We start from the raw sequence: 19805 nt of genomic DNA, 5'->3' as shown, positions 1-19805 counted from the left end.
TCCTTCCTTTCAATGTGCAAATCCACAGTAATTCAGCACATAATCAAACCCAAGCCCATTTTCATACAGCGGGCGCATACAATAGTTGTAAAGCCTATAGTCATCAGACTTCATCCTCTCAAAGCGGTTCGGATGAGGTTCCAGCTGTACCCCCATGCAGCAGTAGACACAGCCGGATCTGTAAACCCCTGTATTTTGGAACACGCCATTGCGGCACTCTATTGTCCCATAGATACTGCAAATGTTGAGATTATTTACGGCAATATACCGTAGGATATCCTGACGGGTCCAAAAACCTAGGGGCTGGGATTTTGGGTGCTTTGCATCATATACATTGCAGCCTGTACGGTTATATTCCCTCTGCCTTCTGTACCCTTCATCCTGTGTGATCCCAATATAGGGAACCCTGCCTGTTTCCTTGTTATATGCATAAATTGGCTGCTTTTTCGTAATGTCACAGCACAGTTCGCTGATATCAAAAGGTGCATTTACAAGGAATTTCCACTTTTCGGCCAGCTTTCCAAAACTTCCTCTTTCGTCTCCGTTCAGAAGATAATTTCGATAACGGGCGCTTAGGTTGCCATGCCGCAGCTTTCTGATTTTTGCTGCCGTCTCTTTACTGATCAGTGGGTATCCATGCACTTCCAGCACTTCCTTGAATGACATTTTTGGCCTCAAAACAGTCACATTATCATATAAGGAAACAAATCTGACGATTTCCGGATACTCAAGCCCGGTATTCACAAATACCAACGGAACATCCCCGACCGTTTTTCTGACAAGATCAACAAGTACCGTCGAATCCATCCCGCCCGAAAAAGATACATAGACGTCACCCTCGTGGAAATCATACCAGTCCTCAATTCGCCTCCTGGAGAGGATAAGCTTCTCTTCAAAAGGAAGATACTTTCTCTGGGCAAACTGCCATTCATTCAGTTTCAGTTCATTGTCCATTATAAACATCTTATCCGCCCTCTCCTATAAAACCATAATCAATCTCTTCTCCTGCCAGGTATAGGATAAAAACTGCGACTTCATATAAAAAAAAGTCCTGAGAAATGCTTTTTTCTTTCATTCCATCAGAACTTTTTCCTGTATTTGCCGCCTGTCTCTTTTTGAATCTGGCCAGCCACCTCCGGGCGGTTTTTACCGCATGATCCTTATTCCCGATAATCCTGCCGTTCTCCAGTCTTGCCTCTTCCAAAGTAACTGTCTCTGCTGTGTCAAATTCATAATTCCCTATATTCAGTTTGTTTTGGAAATATTTTAATGCCTGATACGAAACATGCAGATTTTTTATCACTGCGCTTACCACGTATTCGTTAAATATTTCCCCGTCCTCGATCATTTCCGCATAACGGAATGCGTCCGCGGAATAGGCATAATAGAATCCCAGCGACATATGATAGTTATAATCATCATTTCCCGCTGACATCCCATGAGACCTTAGAAATTCCTGGACATCTGTATCCTCCTTCTTCTTCACTCGATCTGCCATTTCTTTCTCTTTGTTGTACGCATAACAACTTCCTCCTTCTATTAATATTTTTGCATAAAAAAACATCTGGCATAGTACCAGATGCAAAATTCTTCCCACGCTTCCCCCTGATGATAGATAAAAACCTGTTACCAGGGATTTCACGCCTTCTCCTCTTCCTAAGAATCAGAGTATGAAAAGAATCTTTATGCGTTCATTATATTGCATACGAAGCAGAATGTCAAAAACTTTATAATGTTAATCCACACTAATTCCAACCGCCCTTTTCTCTTATTTGACATTTTACAAGCATAAAATACAAAACCTTACTGTTAGGGTGAAATGTATCCGCAGCCTTTCCCTACTTCGGAGGCTCCACCCTTACTTTCACTAACTCATTCGCTGCACGGACAACGTTGTCCCGGTAAGACAGATTCTTATAACGTTTGATCTGAATCTGTGTGACCCCCATCTGCCTGGCTACCTGCTCCGGGCTTGCTTCATATGCAAACATTGTGACCGCACAAGTATTTCTCAGCGCTTCTGCACTGTAATTCGGTACGCCGGCAAGTTCTGTATATTTCTTCATGAGCCTGCTGATATACATGGTATTCAGCTTATTCCCGCGGCTGTTATAGAACAGATATTCTTGTTCCTGCCTCTGGGCAATATACTGCCCTAAAATCACAAACACATCCTCCGGTATAAAACAGGGGTCCTTCCGGCTTGGCAGTTCCGCATACACACCATTGTCATATGCAACAATATCACACAGCTTCAATCCTACAATCTCTGTCGATGAAAGCCCTACCCTCTGAAGCAGGGCAAAAATACAATATGCCTGGAGGTCATCCTGCGCTTCGGTAAATATCTTATCAATATGTTCTACCGGGATCGTCTTTGCGTATTTATCTATCTTTGCAATCCTTTTTAAATAAGGAAGGAAGTAGTCCCGAAATGATGCCGGGACCTTGTATTTCCCACGCTCATCACAGATATATTCAGCCAGGGAATGCAATTCCCGGATTTTCTTTGCCATTGTGCTTGGCTGCATCTTTCCTGTCTCCAGTTTCTTCTGCAGATATTCAAAATAGGCTTCTGCTTTTTCATAGTCCAGCTGTAAAAAATCACTCTCGCAGAACCGCATAAATTCGGCCACATCTACTTCATATGACGCAATACTGACTTCATTACGGAAATGTGCAGTAAAATCTGGCCAGATTACTTGCAGAAACTGGTCGGAAGCGTGTATGTTGTTCATTTGGCCTGCCCTCCCTTGTTGACTGATCCGCGGAAGCGGATTCACAATATGTTATAAGTATATATTCATACTATAACATATATTATATGTCAAATTCAAGTGATACTATAAATTTGATTACTCCGCACTATCTTCTACTTTAGCATTCCCTACCACAGATTCCTTAAAATCTTTTCATAATCAACACGCAGCGAATTTACCTGTCTACTTGGCAAGGAGCAATATCAAATCAATATACCATTTTTCGGAACTCTAAAAACTCCGTAATTGATAAACAGACTCTAGGTCTAACAAAATAGCGCATAGCCCGCTGGATTTCCACAAAAACTATACGCTAAATACACATAACTATATTTTTATACCCGGGGTCTTAAGCCAAACTACAGATTCCCCTTCAGTCCTATTTCCGCAGCCTTCTCCTTCATGCCTTCTATAGTTTCCCGAATCACTTCATCCAGTTCCATCCCCAGCATCTCACAGCCACTGCGGACAACATCTCGATTGACGCCGAACGCAAAAGACTTATCCTTAAATTTCTTCTTTACAGACTTTACTTCCAGATCCAATACACTTTTGGATGGGCGCATCAGACATACCGCATTAATCAGACCCGTCAGTTCATCCACTGTAAACAATACTTTCTCCATCCGGCTTTCCGGTTTCGTATCCGTACAAAGTCCATAGCCATGACATTTCATAGCACGGATATAGGCTTCATCAATTCCCCGCGCCTGCATGATTTCTTCTGCCTTTTTGCAATGTTCCTCTGGATATTTCTCATAATCCAAATCATGCAGCAACCCGGCCACACCCCATACGTCCTCATCTTCGCCATTTAAACGTGCAAAATGCCTCATCACTGCTTCCACAGCCAATGCATGCCTTTGGAGCGCCAATGTCTTTGTATATCCCGTCAGCAGCCCCCACGCTTCTTCCCTTGGTAACTTTCTTTCCATTGTAAAACCTCCTAGTATAATAATGTAATGTTTCCCACCGCTGGTTCAGCGGCAAATTAAAAAATTGTATAAATGGCCGCGGTACCCATCATACGGCGGCATGACATTCCCGTAAGGAAATGCTAACGAAAACAAACCTGTACCAAAAACATGTACAAAACCGTTCCTCCCCCGATGCTGAGCAACGTGTTCTTTCGCCATTTATGAAGCACAACAATAGAGGAAACTGCAATCATCTCCGGTATCACAAAATACTTTCCGGCAAAAGCATCCTTTAGGCAGTAAACCACCAAAAGCCCAATCACCGCATATGGAAGTACCGTTCCCAAATAAGATATGTATGCCGGCGGCTTCTTCCCTTCCGGAAATATAATAAACGGAAGAAACCTTGTAAGCATAGTGCCAGCCACCACTACAATTATTGTAACAATCTCCTGTACGGCTGTCATAATACCGCCCCCTTATCTTTTCTCTTCTTATCAGCAGAAAAACACAGTATAATCAAAGCCATCGCCGGCAAAATAAAATTCCCGCTCCCAAATATCAGCAGACAAAGCAGAGAACATCCAAGACCTGTCAAAGCCGGCCGGTGGTCTTTTGCCTCCTCCCACTGATTTATAAACATCACTACAAATAAAGCTGTCATGACAAACTCAATCCCCGTTGTATCAAAATGAATGACATATCCCAAAAGAGCCCCAAGCGTCGCTCCAGAGACCCAGTAAATCTGGTTCAACAGTGTTACAAAAAGCATAAACCAGCCTTTATCAACATCCGCAGGAGGCGTTACCGTACAATTGACAGTAAAAGATTCATCACACATGCCAAAAATCAGATATGGTTTCTTCCATCCCGTATTTTTATATTTTTCCAACATTGATATCCCATAAAACAGATGTCTGGCATTCACCATCAATGCCAGAAAAAAAGCATGCAGCGGATGAAAAGCAGACAGCAAGAGTTCTGCTGTGATAAATTCCATAGAACCAGCAAATATAAACATGCTCATAAGCATTGGATAAACAAATGAGAAGCCTTTACTCCTCATCAAAAACCCATAGGACATCCCAAGAAATAAAAAACCCACACAAATCGGCAGTGTATAAGGCAATGCCGCCTTAAATGCTTTTGTTTTCATCAAATTTTTCTCCCTTTTGTTGACTTCCTTTTCGATATTTTTTATAATGTGGAATATCATACTGTACATTCGTCTGATATTTTGAACGATTTTGTTTTTTATATTTTACAACTGTTCGATATATCTGTCAAGCAGAAAGGAAATTTTATGGAACTGGGAAAAGTTATAGCAATTAATCTGAGAAATTTAAGAACAGAACGGAACCTGACACTGGGACAGCTATCAAAAATATCAGGTATCAGCAAAGCGATGCTGTCAGATATAGAAAAAGGCGGCAGCAATCCTACCATCAACACCATCTGGAAGATTGCCAATGGATTGAATGTGCCATACACCCGACTAATGGACGGTATCGAAAAAGAGGCGACTGTTATACGCAGGTCAGAAACTACTGCACAGAAAGGGGAATCCGAGCATTACCGGGTATACTGCTATTTCAAAAGTACTCCCGTCCGGAATTTTGAACTTTTTTATGTAGAATTAGACGCCCAATCCTCCAATGCCTCTATTGGACATTCCAAAAAAGCCCAAGAATATGTTTATGTGATTCGCGGGGCGCTGATTCTTCATACGGAAACAGGGGATTATACACTGGAAGAAGGAGATTCTCTTGTATTCGACTCCTCCATCGGTCATACTTACATCAATCAGAAAAATATAATGGCGGCTTTCATGGTAATCAACTACTACCCTAATTAACATCTTCATCTGCCTTCCAATACAGACTCACTATAATCCACGTTCACTATTGTCTGCCAATATTTTGTCAAATTTAAAAAAAGCCACTATAGGATACCTATTCCTATAATGGCTTATCATCTATTCTGAATCTTCCTTTGAAAGCATTTCAAGGATTTCCTCAATACTTCTTCCTGACTCAGCTACTGCCTTGTACAATCTTTCTTTTTGAGCATCTTCAATTTGGCTGTTTAATTCCTTCTTCTTTTCTTTCAATACTTTCATATGTTCTTTACATTCTGCGATATCCTTTTCCACAGCTTCCAGCTGCTCTTCCAATGTAAGATTATTTTGTTTTTTACGTCTTCCAGCCATTGCTCGTCCTCCAATCAAAAATATTATCTACATCCTACCACCGATCCGGTGAAATTACTATACTTTTCTTTCCATTTTTCTTTAATATTTCAAATCCACGATGGAGCAATATTGTCCGTTCAAGCCACTTAATCTTCTTTCAATAAGTCAGTACTTAAATCATCTTCACTCAGGCGTGAAAAAACCCCAACGTAAAATCTCGGATTTTGCAATAGACATCCCGGCATAGGATTCTATTTCTTCCGGGGTGATGTCCTCATCCAGCTGTGCAAACTGCTTGACATATCCGGCAAGCTGCTCATCGCTTAACGAGCAGATCTCGTCCCCGGTATCTCCGGCAACAAAAAAGGGCCGCATACCACATCCCATCGATACGCCGGTTGCCCTCCATGCCGTTCAGCTTGTTTTCTTCATTGATTACCAGAAGCGTCCCATCGCCATTGCCGATATTCAATCCGCCCCTACACAGCCCTCTGTTCCCCTTCCAGCGTGTTTGGGATCTCCGATTAATAAGGTTTCCGGTGCGGCTCCACCACCAGAATGCGGATAACGTTATCTGCTTTCTGTGTCTGTTCTGGATGGAATGGAACCTTCTTAAATCCAATGCTATCACAGAAGTAAAAGCCGGCTGATTCCCCATTTTTCACTTCCTCGATATCAGATACGGATAAGGAGTGTCGTGTAGAATAATCGTGTTCCTTGTCATACTCATAGAAAAACCAGACGCCTTTTTTCGTATGCCCGACATCTGCATCGGAATTTTCAAAGTAGCTGCTATACTGATCAATGGTCTGCCTTATTTTTTGATCTTCTGTCAATAGTATTACCTTCCTGTGTTTACTTGCAGCGCCGCAGTACAAACTATACCTGCAGTCTCTCCAGAAGTCCATTCACAGAATGCAACAAAAAAATTTCCTTTAATTTGTGTATATCCAACAATAAAGCTCTGCTCTATGTTTTACTTATGCCATTGTCTATGCATTCCTCATATCCTTCTTCCCAACAGAAATAAAAAGAGTCCATACTCAATACTTTATTTTTACTAGCCAATTCTAAACAATCCCAAGTTTTTTCATCTCTCCCCAAGTAATTATCTGTTCATATGGAACTGCACTGACTGTAAATTCCTTTCCTTGAAAATCTTGTAATATTTTATAACATTTAATTTTTTTCTCTTTGCATATTGAGTATAATTCTAACTCTTTTTCCTTATCCATCTTAACACCCATAAATAATGCTTTTGGTCTAAGCTGTGTAAGCATACGATACGGTTTATACTGCTCATTATAGGCACGTGAGAAAAGACGCCATTCCTTTTCGTATTCCCAATCTTTAGACTTTGTCAGCAGACATTTTGATATAATTAATGTATCCTCATGATATAACTCCATTGGTATCTGAGATACTTTACATAGATAATCCTGCAATACTGTCGATAAATATGTTGTTGCATCAAAACGTATATCATTATAGATTACTGGTGCGATTGAAAAATTCAGCATAAAATTATTACACCCTCTTCTATCATTACAATCACAACTACATTTTTTAAGCACTTCTTGAAAATTATATTCTAGACAAAATCCTCTGTGACTATCCGCATAATGCCCCCACATGAGAGTTGAATCATTTTGTTCTGAAAAACATGCAATTTGCCTCTGTGCTTCTGCACTCTGAATATCTATATAAAACTTCTCAATAATCTTATTAAAATCCTTTGAAACAAATTCCTTTATTTTCTCTTTAAAGTCTACAATTTTTTCTCTTATGATATCCTCTGCAAGACCATCTGGAATGCTTTGAACCATCTGTTCCAACACATCTGGTGAACAAATTTCTCTTAATTGCTCAGGAACTTTTCCTGCTTTTACATCTTTCAACTTTATTAAGACTTCCTGTGGACTCAATATACTATTGATATTATTATTTATTAATCCCATGTCATAAAATGGCACACACTCATATGGATCATTAAATTGTAATATACTACTTCCCCAGACTTCATCTTTCTTTAATGCATTTACTGAATTTTCATTACAACTTCTAAAACGATATAATGTTGAAGGAGTATTTTCCAGAATCCAGTTACATATTCGGCTTAATTTTTCAAATGCAATTTGGTCTTCACTTGTACTGTTTATTATAGTTCCATATAATAATTTTGCAAATTCTTCCCTATTAACCATTTCAAATATATTCTCTCCTTATCCTCATTTACCTGTTCTTCTGCATTTCTTAATCCAATATGCTATTTAAAACTTCTGCAAAATTTGCCTTTATCCTCTTTTTTACGATATCAATTTCTTGATTATATCTATTTGCCAAATACAGATATATTTTCTCATTAAAATTCAGTGTATACTTGCTTTTCATCCCTTTAGTAAAAGGAGCATCACTTTCAATTAAAATTCTATCAACTGGTAACTTATTAACAATATTTCTCCCTCTTTCACTTTCAAGCATTTGATGGTTTACTGATAAATAATATCCCCTAGAAAGAGCTGTTTCTAAATCCATAATTCTTCCCGAATACCAATGCAGAATCACTTTACCATTAAAACCATCCAATATAGAGATAACCTCTTTACTTGCTGCTCTGCTATGAACACTCAATATCTTTTCCTTATTCGTACACCATGAAAGAATATTTTGAAATACTGCAATTTGGCTATTCTTTTCTATGTCAGAAGCGCCAGCAAAATCTAAACCAACTTCACCAATAAATCTCGTTTTATCGACTAATTGATGAAATAGAACTTGCTGGTACTTATATTCTGCAACCAATTCCGGGTGAAACCCCAAAGCAATTTTCACAAATTTTTTATCTGCATATTTTTTATCATATCTTTGAAATAGTTCCGGTAAATTTGTTACTGCAATTGTATATGATTTTTTCGATTCTATATATTCCAATACCTTATCTCTATTCTCATACAAATCAAAATGCATATGGGCATCCATACTAAATTCAAACATTTACACTCTCCAAATACTGTTTTAATTCCTTCATTCCTCTTACATATAAATCAGCATATTCTTCCACCTTTTCACTTATTTGTCCAGAACTTTGTATTTTAAGAAATGCTGTGCTTTCATCAAAATTTGCAAGCGCATACCGATAGGTTCTCATAGCCTGTCTTGCCACTTGAAGAAAACTATAGCTATTATCATAGTATTTACTTGTGTCTTTCAAATCTCCTCTTAATATCGCTGCCCTTCTAATTGTACAAGGCAAACAATATCCACAATGCATTGTATATTTCATTCCTATGTTCCTTCCATTGTCCGGATGAGAACAGGACATTGTATGTTCTAAAATTGTCTGCAAGAGATCTCGGTTCTTACATTCTAAAATCATCTCACCTTTTGTCTTAAATTGAAAGGGGTTGATAATCCTTATGTCCAATCCTAAATCCAAAATCAATTTCTGCAACATTTTCATATAAAACGGATGAGTTGTTCTTGTACTGCTGCTGCCTAATCTTGTATGTGCCAATGGAATATTAAGTGAAATCAGTCCATTTTCCGGTATAATTAGTTCAATACTTTTATTCATAGCACTGGCATAAGCTATCGCATGAGCAAAAAACATAAACGAACGCGATCTTGTAGTATCTTCCTTCCCGTCCATTACCGAGGCATGGTTTTGTATAAACAGTTCTTCTTTAACACCATAGAAATGGATAAATTTTTCTTTTAATGTGTCCTGATATTCTTTTGTCCCTTTGCCTCCACCATAATGACTTACAAAAAGAATTTTTTCCCTATTCTCCTGCAAACTCAATAAATTTAGTGCCCCTATACATGAATCTAACCCTCCAGAGAACATGCAGATTTTTGAAATATCATTATTATGATTCTTTACTCTCTCCCATCTTTTTCTTGCCTTAATTTCTTTCTCTACATAACTTCTAGACCGAAATTCAATTATCCAATGATCACCTGTCAAAAAATCCAACATATCCTCTACAGAACTTTTTAATCCATTCCATTTTTCATATGCTAAGACAGGTACATGAAGCTCTATATCTCTACTCCACGCATCTTTTCCATTCTCACGTAACATTAAACGGTCTGCCCCAAAAACAAACAATGATAAATATAACAAATCTAAAGCTTCATCCTGATAAAAAACAGGAAAAACATTTTTTGTATCCCAAAATCTATACCAAAACTCTTTGCTATTGTTTATGTTAATATATCTACAATCGGATACAGTATATGTATCATCCTCTGACAGCTTACAAACTACTTTCATTTCATATCCTCCAATGCGGAATAACATTTTTTATATAATTCCTCTACCCCAGCACTTATTGTCTTATTTCCAAATATCTTTTCTCTTATTCCTGAGGAATGGAATGCTACGTCTACAACATTTGAAACATACGATTTCATTTCATCTTCAATCTGTAATGTCCTTTCGATATCGTCAGAATTCTTCTCCAGGCAATACTCCAAATCATTTAATATGCGCCCCCATATATAACATTCCACATATGCCCCCACTACTTCATCCATCAAATTATTATCAATTTTGTCTAAAGCCTTTATATCCAGGCCATTACTTTCAATAAATTGATATATCTTAGACATTGCATTTATTTCTGCTTCTCTTGCAACGGCATCTTCTTTCGAATTAGATGGAGCAGATACATAATTAACCAAATCAGAACATATCTCTTTTGCACCCTTACCCTGATATTCTATTCCTAGGTTTTCAAATGTCTTTTCATATCCATCACGTTGTATACCAGCAAACAACCTACTGATATTGGCAGTTGCTCGTATTCCAGAACTAGAACTTTTTAATAGTTCTCCGGCTCCTCCTGATGATTTCACATAATTACTTACTGTTTTTCTGATACTTCCTCCATTTCCATTGATGTATTTTGAAAATTCTGTTTTTGTGGCTTGCCAACTAACAATAGGTTTTACATAATCATTTGGCAACAATTCCTTCTTATCCTTATTTCCCCTATGACTGCTTGAGGTTCCCATGTACAGCCCCTCCTCTAATCTAGTATTTTTTGTAGTTCATTAGAAATATCACTATTTTCCTCTGCCCATTTACGCATAATCTCTTTGCATCGAGATTTATCCTTACATTCTGTATAAAAGGACTCCACAAACGGCAATAAAGATATTGTCAATTTGTTCCCCCGGATATCATCAAAATATGCCAACGTAGTAATTTGAAGTTGCTCATTCAGTACACCCCAATTCACAAAAACTTAAATTTATCACTTAAATATTTTTCATCTGATAGCAAATCATTATATAGCCCCTCTAATATTTGCGTCTGATCCATCATGCTTAATTTATCAACATTCTTTTTTGCCTCCCTAAATATACTATCTGAATGTTTGACTAATCCATCAAAAATTTTCTTTGCCTGCTCTGACATTTTTTGTATATCAACAAGTGTTTTATCATTCACAGATGAACGCATAAAATAAAAATACTCCATCAGATTCTTATCTCCTATAGGTGGCTTGATTTTAATCCACTGTCTCACCCATAAGTCGTCTTTCCATGGAATAAGAGCTTTTAGAGCCGATTCATCTTCTGATTCAAGAGCTCTCAGTTCTGTTTCCAGTAAGTTCTTCCCTAATAACTCAACCATTTTTCGGAATAGAGATGGATTAAAATACTCTACCTCCATTATCTTTGCCAATATCTGACTATTCAAGGTTATTCTTTTAAATCTCGCCATTTTCTGTCTCATATCCATTGTATTTAAAAATCTTTTACATTGCCTTGGATTGCCATTTAATCCACTTGACAAGATTCCTGATAATTGCTTTGACAATATAAGACTCTCATTTAGTTTTGTTGCAATTCTGTCATCATATCCCTTTAAAACTGTCATATCTATTGAAAATTCCAATGGACTTTCCGCCCTTTTTTCTTGCAAATATGATAACAAACCATTAAACTTCTGTTCTTCTAATTCATTTTCTGCTAAAAGACACAATATATAAAATTCTGTTTCATCTTTATTCATACTTGGTATTCAGAATCGGATATTGGATAATTTTTTCCTGATATTCTTTTCCAATATCCATATTAATGCCCTCTATGTCTTTAAATTTATTTTTGATTGCATAGGACACATGTCTTTCATCAGCGCCAATTACAAAAGCTACTTTTCCATTAAATAAAAACAGCCTCATTGCTTCTAATGTATCTAAAATAGTATTTGGACTGCATCGATCCAATTCATCCACATAAATAACAAGTTTCTCAATTCCTGCCGCTTCTATCAACTTTGCAAATTTCTCTCTGAACTCTTTTATATCTTCCCGCAGTTCCTTATAATCTAACTTCTCCTTTATATCTTTAATTACTGCTTCTTCATCTAATTCCCCTAAAACTTTTTTGATTTTTTTATTACAGACTTCATTGTCAAATTAGCAATTGAACCGATTCCACCTGTTAGTGCCAAATCAATTCCAAATTTTATTCCTCCTTTAATTAGTTTAAATTTATCAACACTTTGATAGAGTGCCCGTATTATCTCAAGCGCTGTTCCTTCCAATTTTCGGTTTTCTTTTATTCCATCTAATATTGATGATAAAATTGCCGTCTTTGCATCGTCATAGCTCTCATACAACCAGCCATTAAATAATAAACAGACTGTATCATCTTTTTGCTCTTTAAGCTTTTTCATACACATATGCATCAAACTCGATTTGCCACTTCCCCAGTCACCATACAAACCTATACAAGATGGAAGCAACTTTTCATCATTTATGGTATCAATCATAATATCAACAATATACCCATAATCTAAATAATCAATTTCTGTTTCACTATCTCTCCACATAAATTCCTCCATGATTCTGCCTATAGTAAATATTTATTGGGTAAATTTACCTTTTTCTTTATTTCCTCCACTAACTGGTAAACCGTCGTACATGGACACATCTTAGATGGTATCGTTTTTCCTTCTCGAACACACTGCCCATACTTCTGCCTTGCTATTTGTAGAGCTTTTTCTTCATCTCCTGTCCGGGAAATCTTTTCATACAATCCCGCATCTGATTTTGAATATTTTTGTCCTGTTTTTCTTTGAAAAATCTTTTCAAACTCATCACAGCATACCCAAGATTCCATAATAGCTGGCATTGCTCCATAATAGGAGTACATCCATATTTCAAAACATGGATTTGACCAGCCCACATTTATGCCCAATGCCTCCGCTTCCTTTATGATTTCATCAAAATCTTTTACCTCATCCCTGTCAAACACAATCCAAGGCATACGATATTGCGCATCATATGCTGTCATTTCCAGACATTTATCAATCATTACCCTTGTCTTAGTTTCCACTACCTTGATTACTAATTTATTCTGTATGTCTTTCGGAAGCTCTTTATGCAGTCCCTGAAAATAGCATCTTTCTGTTGCCTCTGTATCTGTAACCACCAAATAATAACCCAATTCCGGAATCTTTAATGGCTGTCGCTGTTCTCTGGTCTTTCGGTTACCAGTCCTGTCTTTTCTTGCCATATTATGATCATCCCTCCTTAAAGATATCAATACTCTTTAATGTTGGAATCGCACCATACTTTCCAATCAGATAATTTTTTTCGTAGCTTTCATCTTTTCGAATCCTGGCACCAGATTCATCTACAAAGTCCGCCAGAGAATACAATTTAGAAATCCCCTGTCCATCTTTTTCCGTAAACCACACCTCATCCCTCCGAAGAAGCTGATTAGACAGCTGCCATGTATCATGTGTTGTAAAAATCAACTGTGCATGATTCGTATTGATTTCTGGATTCAGGAAAGTAAGCAAAAAGTTCCGAACCAGTAACGGATGCAGACGAGCATTTAATTCATCAATGAAAAATACGCTTCCCTTTTCCAAAACATCCTGTAATTCTGGATACAATGCAAACATTTTCAATGTCCCCGCCGATTCCATGCCCAAAGGAATAGCTGCAAATTCATCAGAATCTATTTTTTTGTGCAATGCACTGATTTTATATGTTTCTTCTTTCGTTTCAGTGTCATGCGGAACCCTTTCTATCTCAAAATCTTTAATGTGCTCATCAAAAGAGGCAAAATACTCTATCACTTTCTTTTGCACACTATCATCGTCTACAAAGCCTTTCGGCAAACGACGTGACAAAAAGAAATTGGTAAATGGATCCCCAAAATCTGCGAACTCATTTGCCAGAAACCAGTCCCGAATGTCTTTACACTTATTCACTTTCAATTTTGCTCCAAGAGAAACAATTAAAACCTGCTTCTCCAATGCCACCTGAATATTCTCCCTACTGCTCTTTGGAAGACCTGACAAGTCCAGTGTATTTTCTTCAATAGAACGATAAAAAACAGACTTAAACTTACGCGCTGTCTTAGCCTTCGAATTCAGCCATTCCTCTGTAACTCCATGTCTGTCAACACAAAAGCCATAATTATATGTTTTTTCTGTCTTATCCCCTGAAATTGTAAAATATATTTCAAAACTAGACTCAGCATTACCTGAAATACTATCAAACAAAAATGGAGTTGGCCGATATTCCTCAAATTTTTCTTCTTCATCCCCATATTTGAAAGATTCAATCACATAATCTGCCATATATTCAAACGCATTATATATATTAGACTTTCCACTGGCATTTGCACCATATATAGCCGCCATAGGCAAAATTTTTTCATTTCCTTCCGAAACCACCCTGTCAGAAAATTCTGTCATCTTTGCCGCAGATAAATCCAAAATTGCTTCATCTCGAAATGATTTAAAATTTTTAAAATTAAATTGTATAAGCATGCTTGCACCTCACATTTTTCTTTACTAACTATTGTATCACATTTTATCATTTTTTCAACATGTAAATTCGATTTATTCTCACTTATATGTATTTTATTATCGCATTTTAACATAATTATCTTTGTCTATCCATAAATTTACAATAAAAAAAGATGGGTCCAGCTACTTCCTGCCAGATACATCTATTGCTATCCTCACTTTATGTTATTTATCTGCTAACGCTATACACACTTTTTACAGCTATCTGTGTATACTGTTCCTTTTCCTGCCCTTATGGGAACACGATACACATAATACACACTCAAAACGGGGCTACAGTTTAGGGTAGCCCAAATAAATTTCATCATAGCTATCCAGACTTTCCGGCACGGATACCAGCTCTGGCCTCGCCTTTGCCCTCAAGTCATTTTTTGCCTGCTCAATACAAGTATTGTAATCGGCGGCATACGGAACCTTTTGCTCAATCTTGAACAGATCGGCTCCAACTGCGGCGGCGATCATTTTTGCCACCTTTTCCGAAGCCAGTACCATGGAAATCAGTTACAATGTAACCGGCCCCCGCCGAAAAGAGCTGGCAACTGCAGTAAGCGACTTCATCGGAACGGCTCCGGCAGCGGGGTTTTTGGTGCCTACAATTTTTCCAAGGCAATTCCGTATATAAAAATATCCGCTAAAATGTTCTCACGGCATAATGTCGGAATTATACTTTTTAGCGGATATTGTTTTTTGCCCCCAACTGTTCCTCCGATATCCAAGGCCTTACCGTCTTTTTACTCCCTGCTTATTGTATCCACCACCGTCATTTTCTTGATCTGCTTCGCCGGCCCCATAACCGCCAGACATACGGAGCCAAGCATAATGAACACAATCACCAAAAGCTCCCATCCCGGAACGCTCCATTCATCTCCCCATCTGGAAGTCACAAGGTTTTGGAACAGAACCTTATTAAGAGGCAGCCCAATCACACATCCTAAAAGAACACCAAAGACCGTATAGGTCATTGTCTCACCCAATACCATCCTGTTTAACTGCCGCACAGTCATTCCAATCGCCCGCATCGCGCCATACTCCCTCATCCGCGCCGACACGCTCATGGCAATGTTATTGATGATATTAAAGAAACCAATCAGAGCAATCACTGCCAAAAAACCATAGAGAAATACGGACATCGAATAGCTCGCCCCTTTCGTTTCTTTGTTTCCGATCCGTTTGTCAGAAAATGCAACACTACTGCTACATTCCTGTTCCATTACCTTGCGGATCTCCTGCACCTGTGAATCCGTTGCATCCCGATTAAGCTGTACATCAAGAACCGCATACCCGTCTTCTCCTGTCAGTTTCCGGAACAATTCTTCCGAACAGACTGCCATCCCTGTCATACTGTCTGTATTACCGTCCACTCCATAACTGTACGGAACATCTCCAAGGGTACCGACGATGGAAGCTTCCTGCTCCCTGCCGCCTGCCGATACCGTGACATTGCTGCCTGCTGCAAATGTATTCCCTTCCCGATGTACGGAAAGCATGCCTTTTCCATCTATCGCATCCTGAAGATTTCCCTCAATCAGAGAATCCTTTGCCCACTGAAATTGCTGGTCATCATAAGAAATCACGATAAGCGTGCTCCCTTCTCCTGGAACCGTAAACTCTGCATAACCCCTGCCAAATGCACGCTTCACGCCCGGGTATTTTCTGATTACTTCATCAAGCTCTGACGGAATCTGATTAGTATAATCTTCCTTATAAATATAAAGATCAGGAGCGGACGCACGAAGCGGCGTAAGCGCATGATGCATAAAATCAATAGCTGTGCTAAATGCAAGGAACAGGATAATACTGAATGCAAAAGAACCTGTTACCAAAAGGAAATTCTTCTTATTTCCAGAAGCATGATGAACCCCCAACGCCATATCCACTTTAAAAATCCGTGTATTTGCCGTCCTTTTCACTGCCTGCACGGTTCCTGCATTTCCGGAAACTGCTGTTAACGGAGACACTTTCGCAGCACGCTTAGCCGGAGACCTTGCAGCCAGAAGTACAGTAACGAATCCCACGATCATTCCGGCTGCGACCGCTATATAACTGACTCCGAACACCGGCAATCCTTCAAAAAGCCCCGGGCTTAGACAACGCAGCATTCCACAAAGAACCCATACCATACAAATCCCCGCAATAATGCCCGCTGGAATGGCCGTCCTGCACCAGCCAAGCGCTTCTCTTCGCACAAATCGGATCACTTGCTTTCCGGTTGCTCCAAGGCATCTCATCATACCAAAGAATTCTGTCCGCCGTGCGATATTACTGTTCATACTTGCTGTAATCATAAAGATTCCTGCAACCACGACTAACGCCGCCAAAACTACCGCCACAAAATATAACTGCAGGATGTAGGTATCCTGGCTCTGAAACATTAGCATAAGAACCTTTACATTCTGACGCACCTGCCCCTCTTCCAGGCCAAACTGCGCGCTGATCTCACGGATTGCTTTCTGGATATTACAAAACTTCCGAAACTCTACATAATAAAGCACTTCCTGTGCCGATTTTGTTTCTTCCGGCCGCAATGCAGAAAATCCGTCCGTATTCAGATACATGCCAAACGCGTCATGCTCTGCCTCTAATGCCGTATCTTTCGTAATCCCGGTAATATGATACTGCTTCATCTCCCCCTGAGGAGTTGCCATGCTGACAGTATCTCCCACCTGCACGCCCAGCCGAGTCTTTGCACTCTCATTCAGAACTGCCTCTTCGGTATTTTCCGGAAATGCTCCCTCTGTAAGCTCCGCTGCCGGAAACATTTCCAAAAGCTCTTTGTCAAACCCACAGACTGCCGTTTCAATTCCCTCAATCCGATAACCGTCTCGCAGATGATAATTCAGCACCCCATACCGCGCGATATGCTCCACCTCCGGTCGTGCTTTCAAAAGCGCTCCCTGTTCTTCATCCACCAAAAAACCTGCATGCCAGCTTCCATCGCTCTTAACCGCCTGTATCATCTGGGAACGAATCTCCATATCCGCCATCCCAAAGATCACCGTGACCAGAAACACTGCCAGCACGATGCAGAGCCTGGTCATCCGATTCTGTTTCTTATGCTGTTTCGCCGATATTTGTATCAAATCCAGATAATGCTTCAATCCGACACACCTCCCAGCTCACTAAGCTCTCCGTCCGTAACCTGGAACACCCGGTCTGCCTGGGACGTCAGGTTCATATTATGGGTAATCATTAAAACAGTCTGCTGATAATGCCGTGACGCCTTGCACAAAAGATCCATTACATCCTGGCTGCTCTGGGAATCCAGATTCCCGGTCGGCTCGTCCGCCAGGACCAGCGCCGGCCTCGTAATCAAAGCACGCCCTATGGCCACCCGCTGCTGCTGTCCGCCAGAAAGCTGTCCCGGCAAATGCTTCCGTCTGTTCGTAAGCCCCAGTACCTCTAAAATCTCATCCACCCGTTCCTGATTCGGTTTCTTGTAATCTAACAGAAGCGGGAAGATAATGTTCTGCTCTACATCAAGCTCTGGAATCAGATGAAAGGACTGAAAAATAAACCCGATATTCTGTCTGCGGAAGACTGTCCGTTCATTTTCCCCCATCGCAAATATGTTTCTTCCATTTAAAAATACGTTCCCAGAGTTTGCCTCATCCAGCCCGCCAATACAGTTCAGAAGCGTGCTTTTCCCAGAACCGGATGCTCCGACGACCGCTCCGAATTCTCCTCTCTGCATGGATAAAGAAACATTCTTTAACGCATCTACACGGGCCTCCCCGCTTCCATAAACCTTACAGAGATTTTCTACTTTTAATATTTCCATACAATCCCCTGCCTTTCTCAACTATTCTTTTTTGGATGGACAAAAAAAGAATAGCATTTTAACCTTACATTCCGGTGAATGGAAGCTTACAGATTCGTAAGAAAGGTCAGCCAGAAGACGCTCCCCTCTCCCGGCCTGCTCTCCACAGACAGATTTCCCCCCTGACCTTCCACAATTGATTTCGCCAGGGAAAGCCCAAGCCCTGTCCCATGCCGGTCACTGGAAGACCGGCTCCGATAAAACTGTTTAAAAATATGATGGATGTCTTCCTGCGCAATGCCTGACCCGTTATCTTCTACTGTCATGCGAAAAACTGCAGGGGTTCTTTTCCACGATACACGGATAACATCTCCCGTTTCCGTATGATCAAGCGCATTTTTTATAAGATTCCCAACCGCCTCTTTCGTCCACTCCTGATCGCAGAGCAGTCTCTCCTCTGGCCTGCCGTCTATCAAAATCTCTTTTCCCTCCTGCTTCGCGCGTTCCAGCAGATCGTTCACTGCCTGCCCTGCGACTTCTGCAGCAAAACACTCCCGTTTTTCAAAAACTATATTCCCAGTATCCAGACGCGCCATTTTTAAAAGAGACTGTATTAACCGCTCCATCCGTTCCAGAGATTTCATGGATTTCTGAGAAAAAATCTTCACCGTTTCTTCATTCTCCGGCTCATCCTTTATGATCTCCATATACATATTTAGAGCTGCAAGAGGCGTTTTCAGCTGATGTGAAATATTCGATATCATATCTCTTAAAAACATCTTTGCTTTATGTTCCATCTCACTCTTTGCCTGCAGCGACATAGCAAGCTGTTCAATACTGCCAAACAACTGGAAAATTGCCCCTGTTTCTCCTGCGGGCAGATGGTTTTCAAACCGGTTCTGGTCATACTCTGCAATCACCGTTTCAATACTCTCATACATCTGCTCTCTTCTTCGCAAAAACAATCCCGTACCGCCCAACACCATAATCGCAAACACCAGACCTGCTGAAAGCAGCGCTGCAATCTGCCAAACGGACGTTTGTTCTACAAGCAGCAGCAGATAACTCTGCGTATGTTCCGTATGTCCGATGGTTTCCAGCAATTGCTTCCCGTCTTCCGTTACCTCCACATGATTCCATGCAGAAGCCACCAGCGCAGGTGAAACTTCCTGTTCCAACAGATAAGAAGCTGCCGCAAGCTCGCGTTTTATAAGAATTCTTCTGATATCCTGTGCCTGAAAAATGCCGCAGATTCCCAAAACGCAGATCTGCAGCAAACAAATCACTACAAGAAACAGATAAAACCTTCGTGTCTGCTTTTCATATAGAAATTTCAAAC

Annotated in this window: 23 protein-coding genes; 1 reads left to right on the top strand and 22 read right to left on the bottom strand. The window is 39.8% G+C overall.

All coding sequences use genetic code 11. The features are described 5' to 3' along the window. Nucleotides 1-9: 9 nt before the first annotated feature. From GN277_RS28140 to GN277_RS28115, 6 genes are all read right to left on the bottom strand, one after another. Nucleotides 10-963: a phosphoadenosine phosphosulfate reductase family protein gene (locus GN277_RS28140; RefSeq protein ID WP_159757555.1), complete on the bottom strand. Its 954-nt coding sequence runs from the start codon at nt 961-963 to the stop codon at nt 10-12. Nucleotide 964: 1 nt separating this feature from the next. Continuing rightward, nucleotides 965-1597, bottom strand: coding sequence for a hypothetical protein (locus tag GN277_RS28135; RefSeq protein WP_159757552.1), 633 nt, complete (start codon nt 1595-1597; stop codon nt 965-967). Nucleotides 1598-1838: 241 nt separating this feature from the next. After that, nucleotides 1839-2738 carry a tyrosine-type recombinase/integrase gene (locus tag GN277_RS28130; protein WP_159757549.1) on the bottom strand — a complete coding sequence of 300 codons (900 nt, stop codon included), beginning with the start codon at nt 2736-2738 and terminating at the stop codon, nt 1839-1841. Between the two features lie 380 nt (nt 2739-3118). Continuing rightward, nucleotides 3119-3694: an HDIG domain-containing metalloprotein gene (locus GN277_RS28125; RefSeq protein ID WP_016220488.1), complete on the bottom strand. Its 576-nt coding sequence runs from the start codon at nt 3692-3694 to the stop codon at nt 3119-3121. A 122-nt stretch (nt 3695-3816) separates the two neighbouring features. Next, nucleotides 3817-4143 carry a branched-chain amino acid transporter permease gene (locus GN277_RS28120; protein ID WP_159757547.1) on the bottom strand — a complete coding sequence of 109 codons (327 nt, stop codon included), beginning with the start codon at nt 4141-4143 and terminating at the stop codon, nt 3817-3819. Further along, the gene (locus GN277_RS28115) at nt 4140-4832 is read right to left on the bottom strand and encodes an AzlC family ABC transporter permease (RefSeq protein ID WP_159757544.1); all 693 of its coding nucleotides are present in this window, start codon (nt 4830-4832) and stop codon (nt 4140-4142) included. Before GN277_RS28115 ends, GN277_RS28120 begins: the two co-directional genes overlap by 4 nt. A 147-nt stretch (nt 4833-4979) precedes the next feature. Here GN277_RS28115 and GN277_RS28110 point away from each other — a divergent pair, with 147 nt between their 5' ends. Continuing rightward, nucleotides 4980-5531 carry a helix-turn-helix domain-containing protein gene (locus GN277_RS28110; protein ID WP_159757541.1) on the top strand — a complete coding sequence of 184 codons (552 nt, stop codon included), beginning with the start codon at nt 4980-4982 and terminating at the stop codon, nt 5529-5531. Between the two features lie 120 nt (nt 5532-5651). On the opposite strand, the gene GN277_RS28105 is transcribed toward GN277_RS28110, so the two are convergent. The 16 genes from GN277_RS28105 to GN277_RS28030 all read right to left on the bottom strand — a co-directional run bounded on the left by GN277_RS28105 (nt 5652) and on the right by GN277_RS28030 (nt 19803). After that, nucleotides 5652-5885, bottom strand: coding sequence for a flagellar export protein FliJ (locus GN277_RS28105; RefSeq protein WP_159757538.1), 234 nt, complete (start codon nt 5883-5885; stop codon nt 5652-5654). 165 nt (nt 5886-6050) lie between these two features. Continuing rightward, on the bottom strand, nt 6051-6242 hold the full coding sequence (locus GN277_RS28100) for a hypothetical protein (RefSeq protein WP_159757535.1): 192 nt from the start codon (nt 6240-6242) through the stop codon (nt 6051-6053). A 149-nt stretch (nt 6243-6391) separates the two neighbouring features. Next, entirely contained in the window at nt 6392-6703 is a 312-nt protein-coding gene (locus tag GN277_RS28095) for a YodL domain-containing protein (protein ID WP_159757532.1), read from the bottom strand. A gap of 234 nt (nt 6704-6937) precedes the next feature. Beyond that, nucleotides 6938-8071, bottom strand: coding sequence for a DUF2971 domain-containing protein (locus GN277_RS28090; protein WP_159757529.1), 1134 nt, complete (start codon nt 8069-8071; stop codon nt 6938-6940). 49 nt (nt 8072-8120) lie between these two features. Further along, on the bottom strand, nt 8121-8861 hold the full coding sequence (locus tag GN277_RS28085; RefSeq protein ID WP_159757526.1) for a TatD family hydrolase: 741 nt from the start codon (nt 8859-8861) through the stop codon (nt 8121-8123). After that, the gene (gene qatC, locus GN277_RS28080; protein WP_159757523.1) at nt 8854-10143 is read right to left on the bottom strand and encodes a Qat anti-phage system QueC-like protein QatC; all 1290 of its coding nucleotides are present in this window, start codon (nt 10141-10143) and stop codon (nt 8854-8856) included. Before qatC ends, GN277_RS28085 begins: the two co-directional genes overlap by 8 nt. Then, nucleotides 10140-10886: a hypothetical protein gene (locus tag GN277_RS28075; protein ID WP_159757520.1), complete on the bottom strand. Its 747-nt coding sequence runs from the start codon at nt 10884-10886 to the stop codon at nt 10140-10142. The genes qatC and GN277_RS28075 overlap by 4 nt, the downstream gene beginning before the upstream one ends. A 223-nt stretch (nt 10887-11109) precedes the next feature. Beyond that, entirely contained in the window at nt 11110-11892 is a 783-nt protein-coding gene (locus tag GN277_RS28070; RefSeq protein WP_159757518.1) for a hypothetical protein, read from the bottom strand. Further along, nucleotides 11885-12223: a P-loop NTPase fold protein gene (locus GN277_RS31060; protein WP_280178669.1), complete on the bottom strand. Its 339-nt coding sequence runs from the start codon at nt 12221-12223 to the stop codon at nt 11885-11887. Before GN277_RS31060 ends, GN277_RS28070 begins: the two co-directional genes overlap by 8 nt. Nucleotides 12224-12255: 32 nt before the next feature. Then, on the bottom strand, nt 12256-12714 hold the full coding sequence (locus GN277_RS31055; RefSeq protein WP_159757515.1) for a P-loop NTPase fold protein: 459 nt from the start codon (nt 12712-12714) through the stop codon (nt 12256-12258). A gap of 20 nt (nt 12715-12734) precedes the next feature. Further along, nucleotides 12735-13400, bottom strand: coding sequence for an RloB family protein (locus GN277_RS28055; protein ID WP_159757512.1), 666 nt, complete (start codon nt 13398-13400; stop codon nt 12735-12737). Nucleotides 13401-13407: 7 nt separating this feature from the next. Continuing rightward, nucleotides 13408-14670, bottom strand: coding sequence for an AAA family ATPase (locus tag GN277_RS28050; RefSeq protein WP_016220485.1), 1263 nt, complete (start codon nt 14668-14670; stop codon nt 13408-13410). A 312-nt stretch (nt 14671-14982) separates the two neighbouring features. After that, on the bottom strand, nt 14983-15180 hold the full coding sequence (locus tag GN277_RS28045) for a flavodoxin (protein ID WP_159757509.1): 198 nt from the start codon (nt 15178-15180) through the stop codon (nt 14983-14985). A 260-nt stretch (nt 15181-15440) separates the two neighbouring features. Continuing rightward, nucleotides 15441-17807: an ABC transporter permease gene (locus GN277_RS28040; protein ID WP_159757506.1), complete on the bottom strand. Its 2367-nt coding sequence runs from the start codon at nt 17805-17807 to the stop codon at nt 15441-15443. Continuing rightward, entirely contained in the window at nt 17804-18487 is a 684-nt protein-coding gene (locus GN277_RS28035; RefSeq protein ID WP_159757503.1) for an ABC transporter ATP-binding protein, read from the bottom strand. The genes GN277_RS28040 and GN277_RS28035 overlap by 4 nt, the downstream gene beginning before the upstream one ends. Nucleotides 18488-18573: 86 nt before the next feature. Continuing rightward, nucleotides 18574-19803 carry a sensor histidine kinase gene (locus GN277_RS28030; protein ID WP_159757500.1) on the bottom strand — a complete coding sequence of 410 codons (1230 nt, stop codon included), beginning with the start codon at nt 19801-19803 and terminating at the stop codon, nt 18574-18576. Between the last annotated feature and the right edge of the window lie 2 nt (nt 19804-19805).

The sequence above is a fragment of the Sporofaciens musculi genome, assembly GCF_009830285.1.
Lineage (GTDB): Bacteria > Bacillota > Clostridia > Lachnospirales > Lachnospiraceae > Sporofaciens > Sporofaciens musculi.
The sequence above is the reverse complement of the archived record's forward strand: the minus strand, read 5'-3'. Positions and strand labels throughout refer to the sequence as shown.

Coding starts and splice junctions, on each gene's coding strand:
- qatC (WP_159757523.1), bottom strand. CDS start 10,143: ATGAAAGTAGTTTGTAAGCTGTCAGAGGATGATACATATACTGTATCC.
- GN277_RS28070 (WP_159757518.1), bottom strand. CDS start 11,892: ATGAATAAAGATGAAACAGAATTTTATATATTGTGTCTTTTAGCAGAA.
- GN277_RS28140 (WP_159757555.1), bottom strand. CDS start 963: ATGTTTATAATGGACAATGAACTGAAACTGAATGAATGGCAGTTTGCC.
- GN277_RS31055 (WP_159757515.1), bottom strand. CDS start 12,714: ATGTGGAGAGATAGTGAAACAGAAATTGATTATTTAGATTATGGGTAT.
- GN277_RS28050 (WP_016220485.1), bottom strand. CDS start 14,670: ATGCTTATACAATTTAATTTTAAAAATTTTAAATCATTTCGAGATGAA.
- GN277_RS28085 (WP_159757526.1), bottom strand. CDS start 8,861: ATGTTTGAATTTAGTATGGATGCCCATATGCATTTTGATTTGTATGAG.
- GN277_RS28075 (WP_159757520.1), bottom strand. CDS start 10,886: ATGGGAACCTCAAGCAGTCATAGGGGAAATAAGGATAAGAAGGAATTG.
- GN277_RS28090 (WP_159757529.1), bottom strand. CDS start 8,071: ATGGTTAATAGGGAAGAATTTGCAAAATTATTATATGGAACTATAATA.
- GN277_RS28110 (WP_159757541.1), top strand. CDS start 4,980: ATGGAACTGGGAAAAGTTATAGCAATTAATCTGAGAAATTTAAGAACA.
- GN277_RS28115 (WP_159757544.1), bottom strand. CDS start 4,832: ATGAAAACAAAAGCATTTAAGGCGGCATTGCCTTATACACTGCCGATT.
- GN277_RS28120 (WP_159757547.1), bottom strand. CDS start 4,143: ATGACAGCCGTACAGGAGATTGTTACAATAATTGTAGTGGTGGCTGGC.
- GN277_RS28130 (WP_159757549.1), bottom strand. CDS start 2,738: ATGAACAACATACACGCTTCCGACCAGTTTCTGCAAGTAATCTGGCCA.
- GN277_RS28055 (WP_159757512.1), bottom strand. CDS start 13,400: ATGGCAAGAAAAGACAGGACTGGTAACCGAAAGACCAGAGAACAGCGA.
- GN277_RS28035 (WP_159757503.1), bottom strand. CDS start 18,487: ATGGAAATATTAAAAGTAGAAAATCTCTGTAAGGTTTATGGAAGCGGG.
- GN277_RS28105 (WP_159757538.1), bottom strand. CDS start 5,885: ATGGCTGGAAGACGTAAAAAACAAAATAATCTTACATTGGAAGAGCAG.
- GN277_RS28125 (WP_016220488.1), bottom strand. CDS start 3,694: ATGGAAAGAAAGTTACCAAGGGAAGAAGCGTGGGGGCTGCTGACGGGA.
- GN277_RS28100 (WP_159757535.1), bottom strand. CDS start 6,242: ATGCGGCCCTTTTTTGTTGCCGGAGATACCGGGGACGAGATCTGCTCG.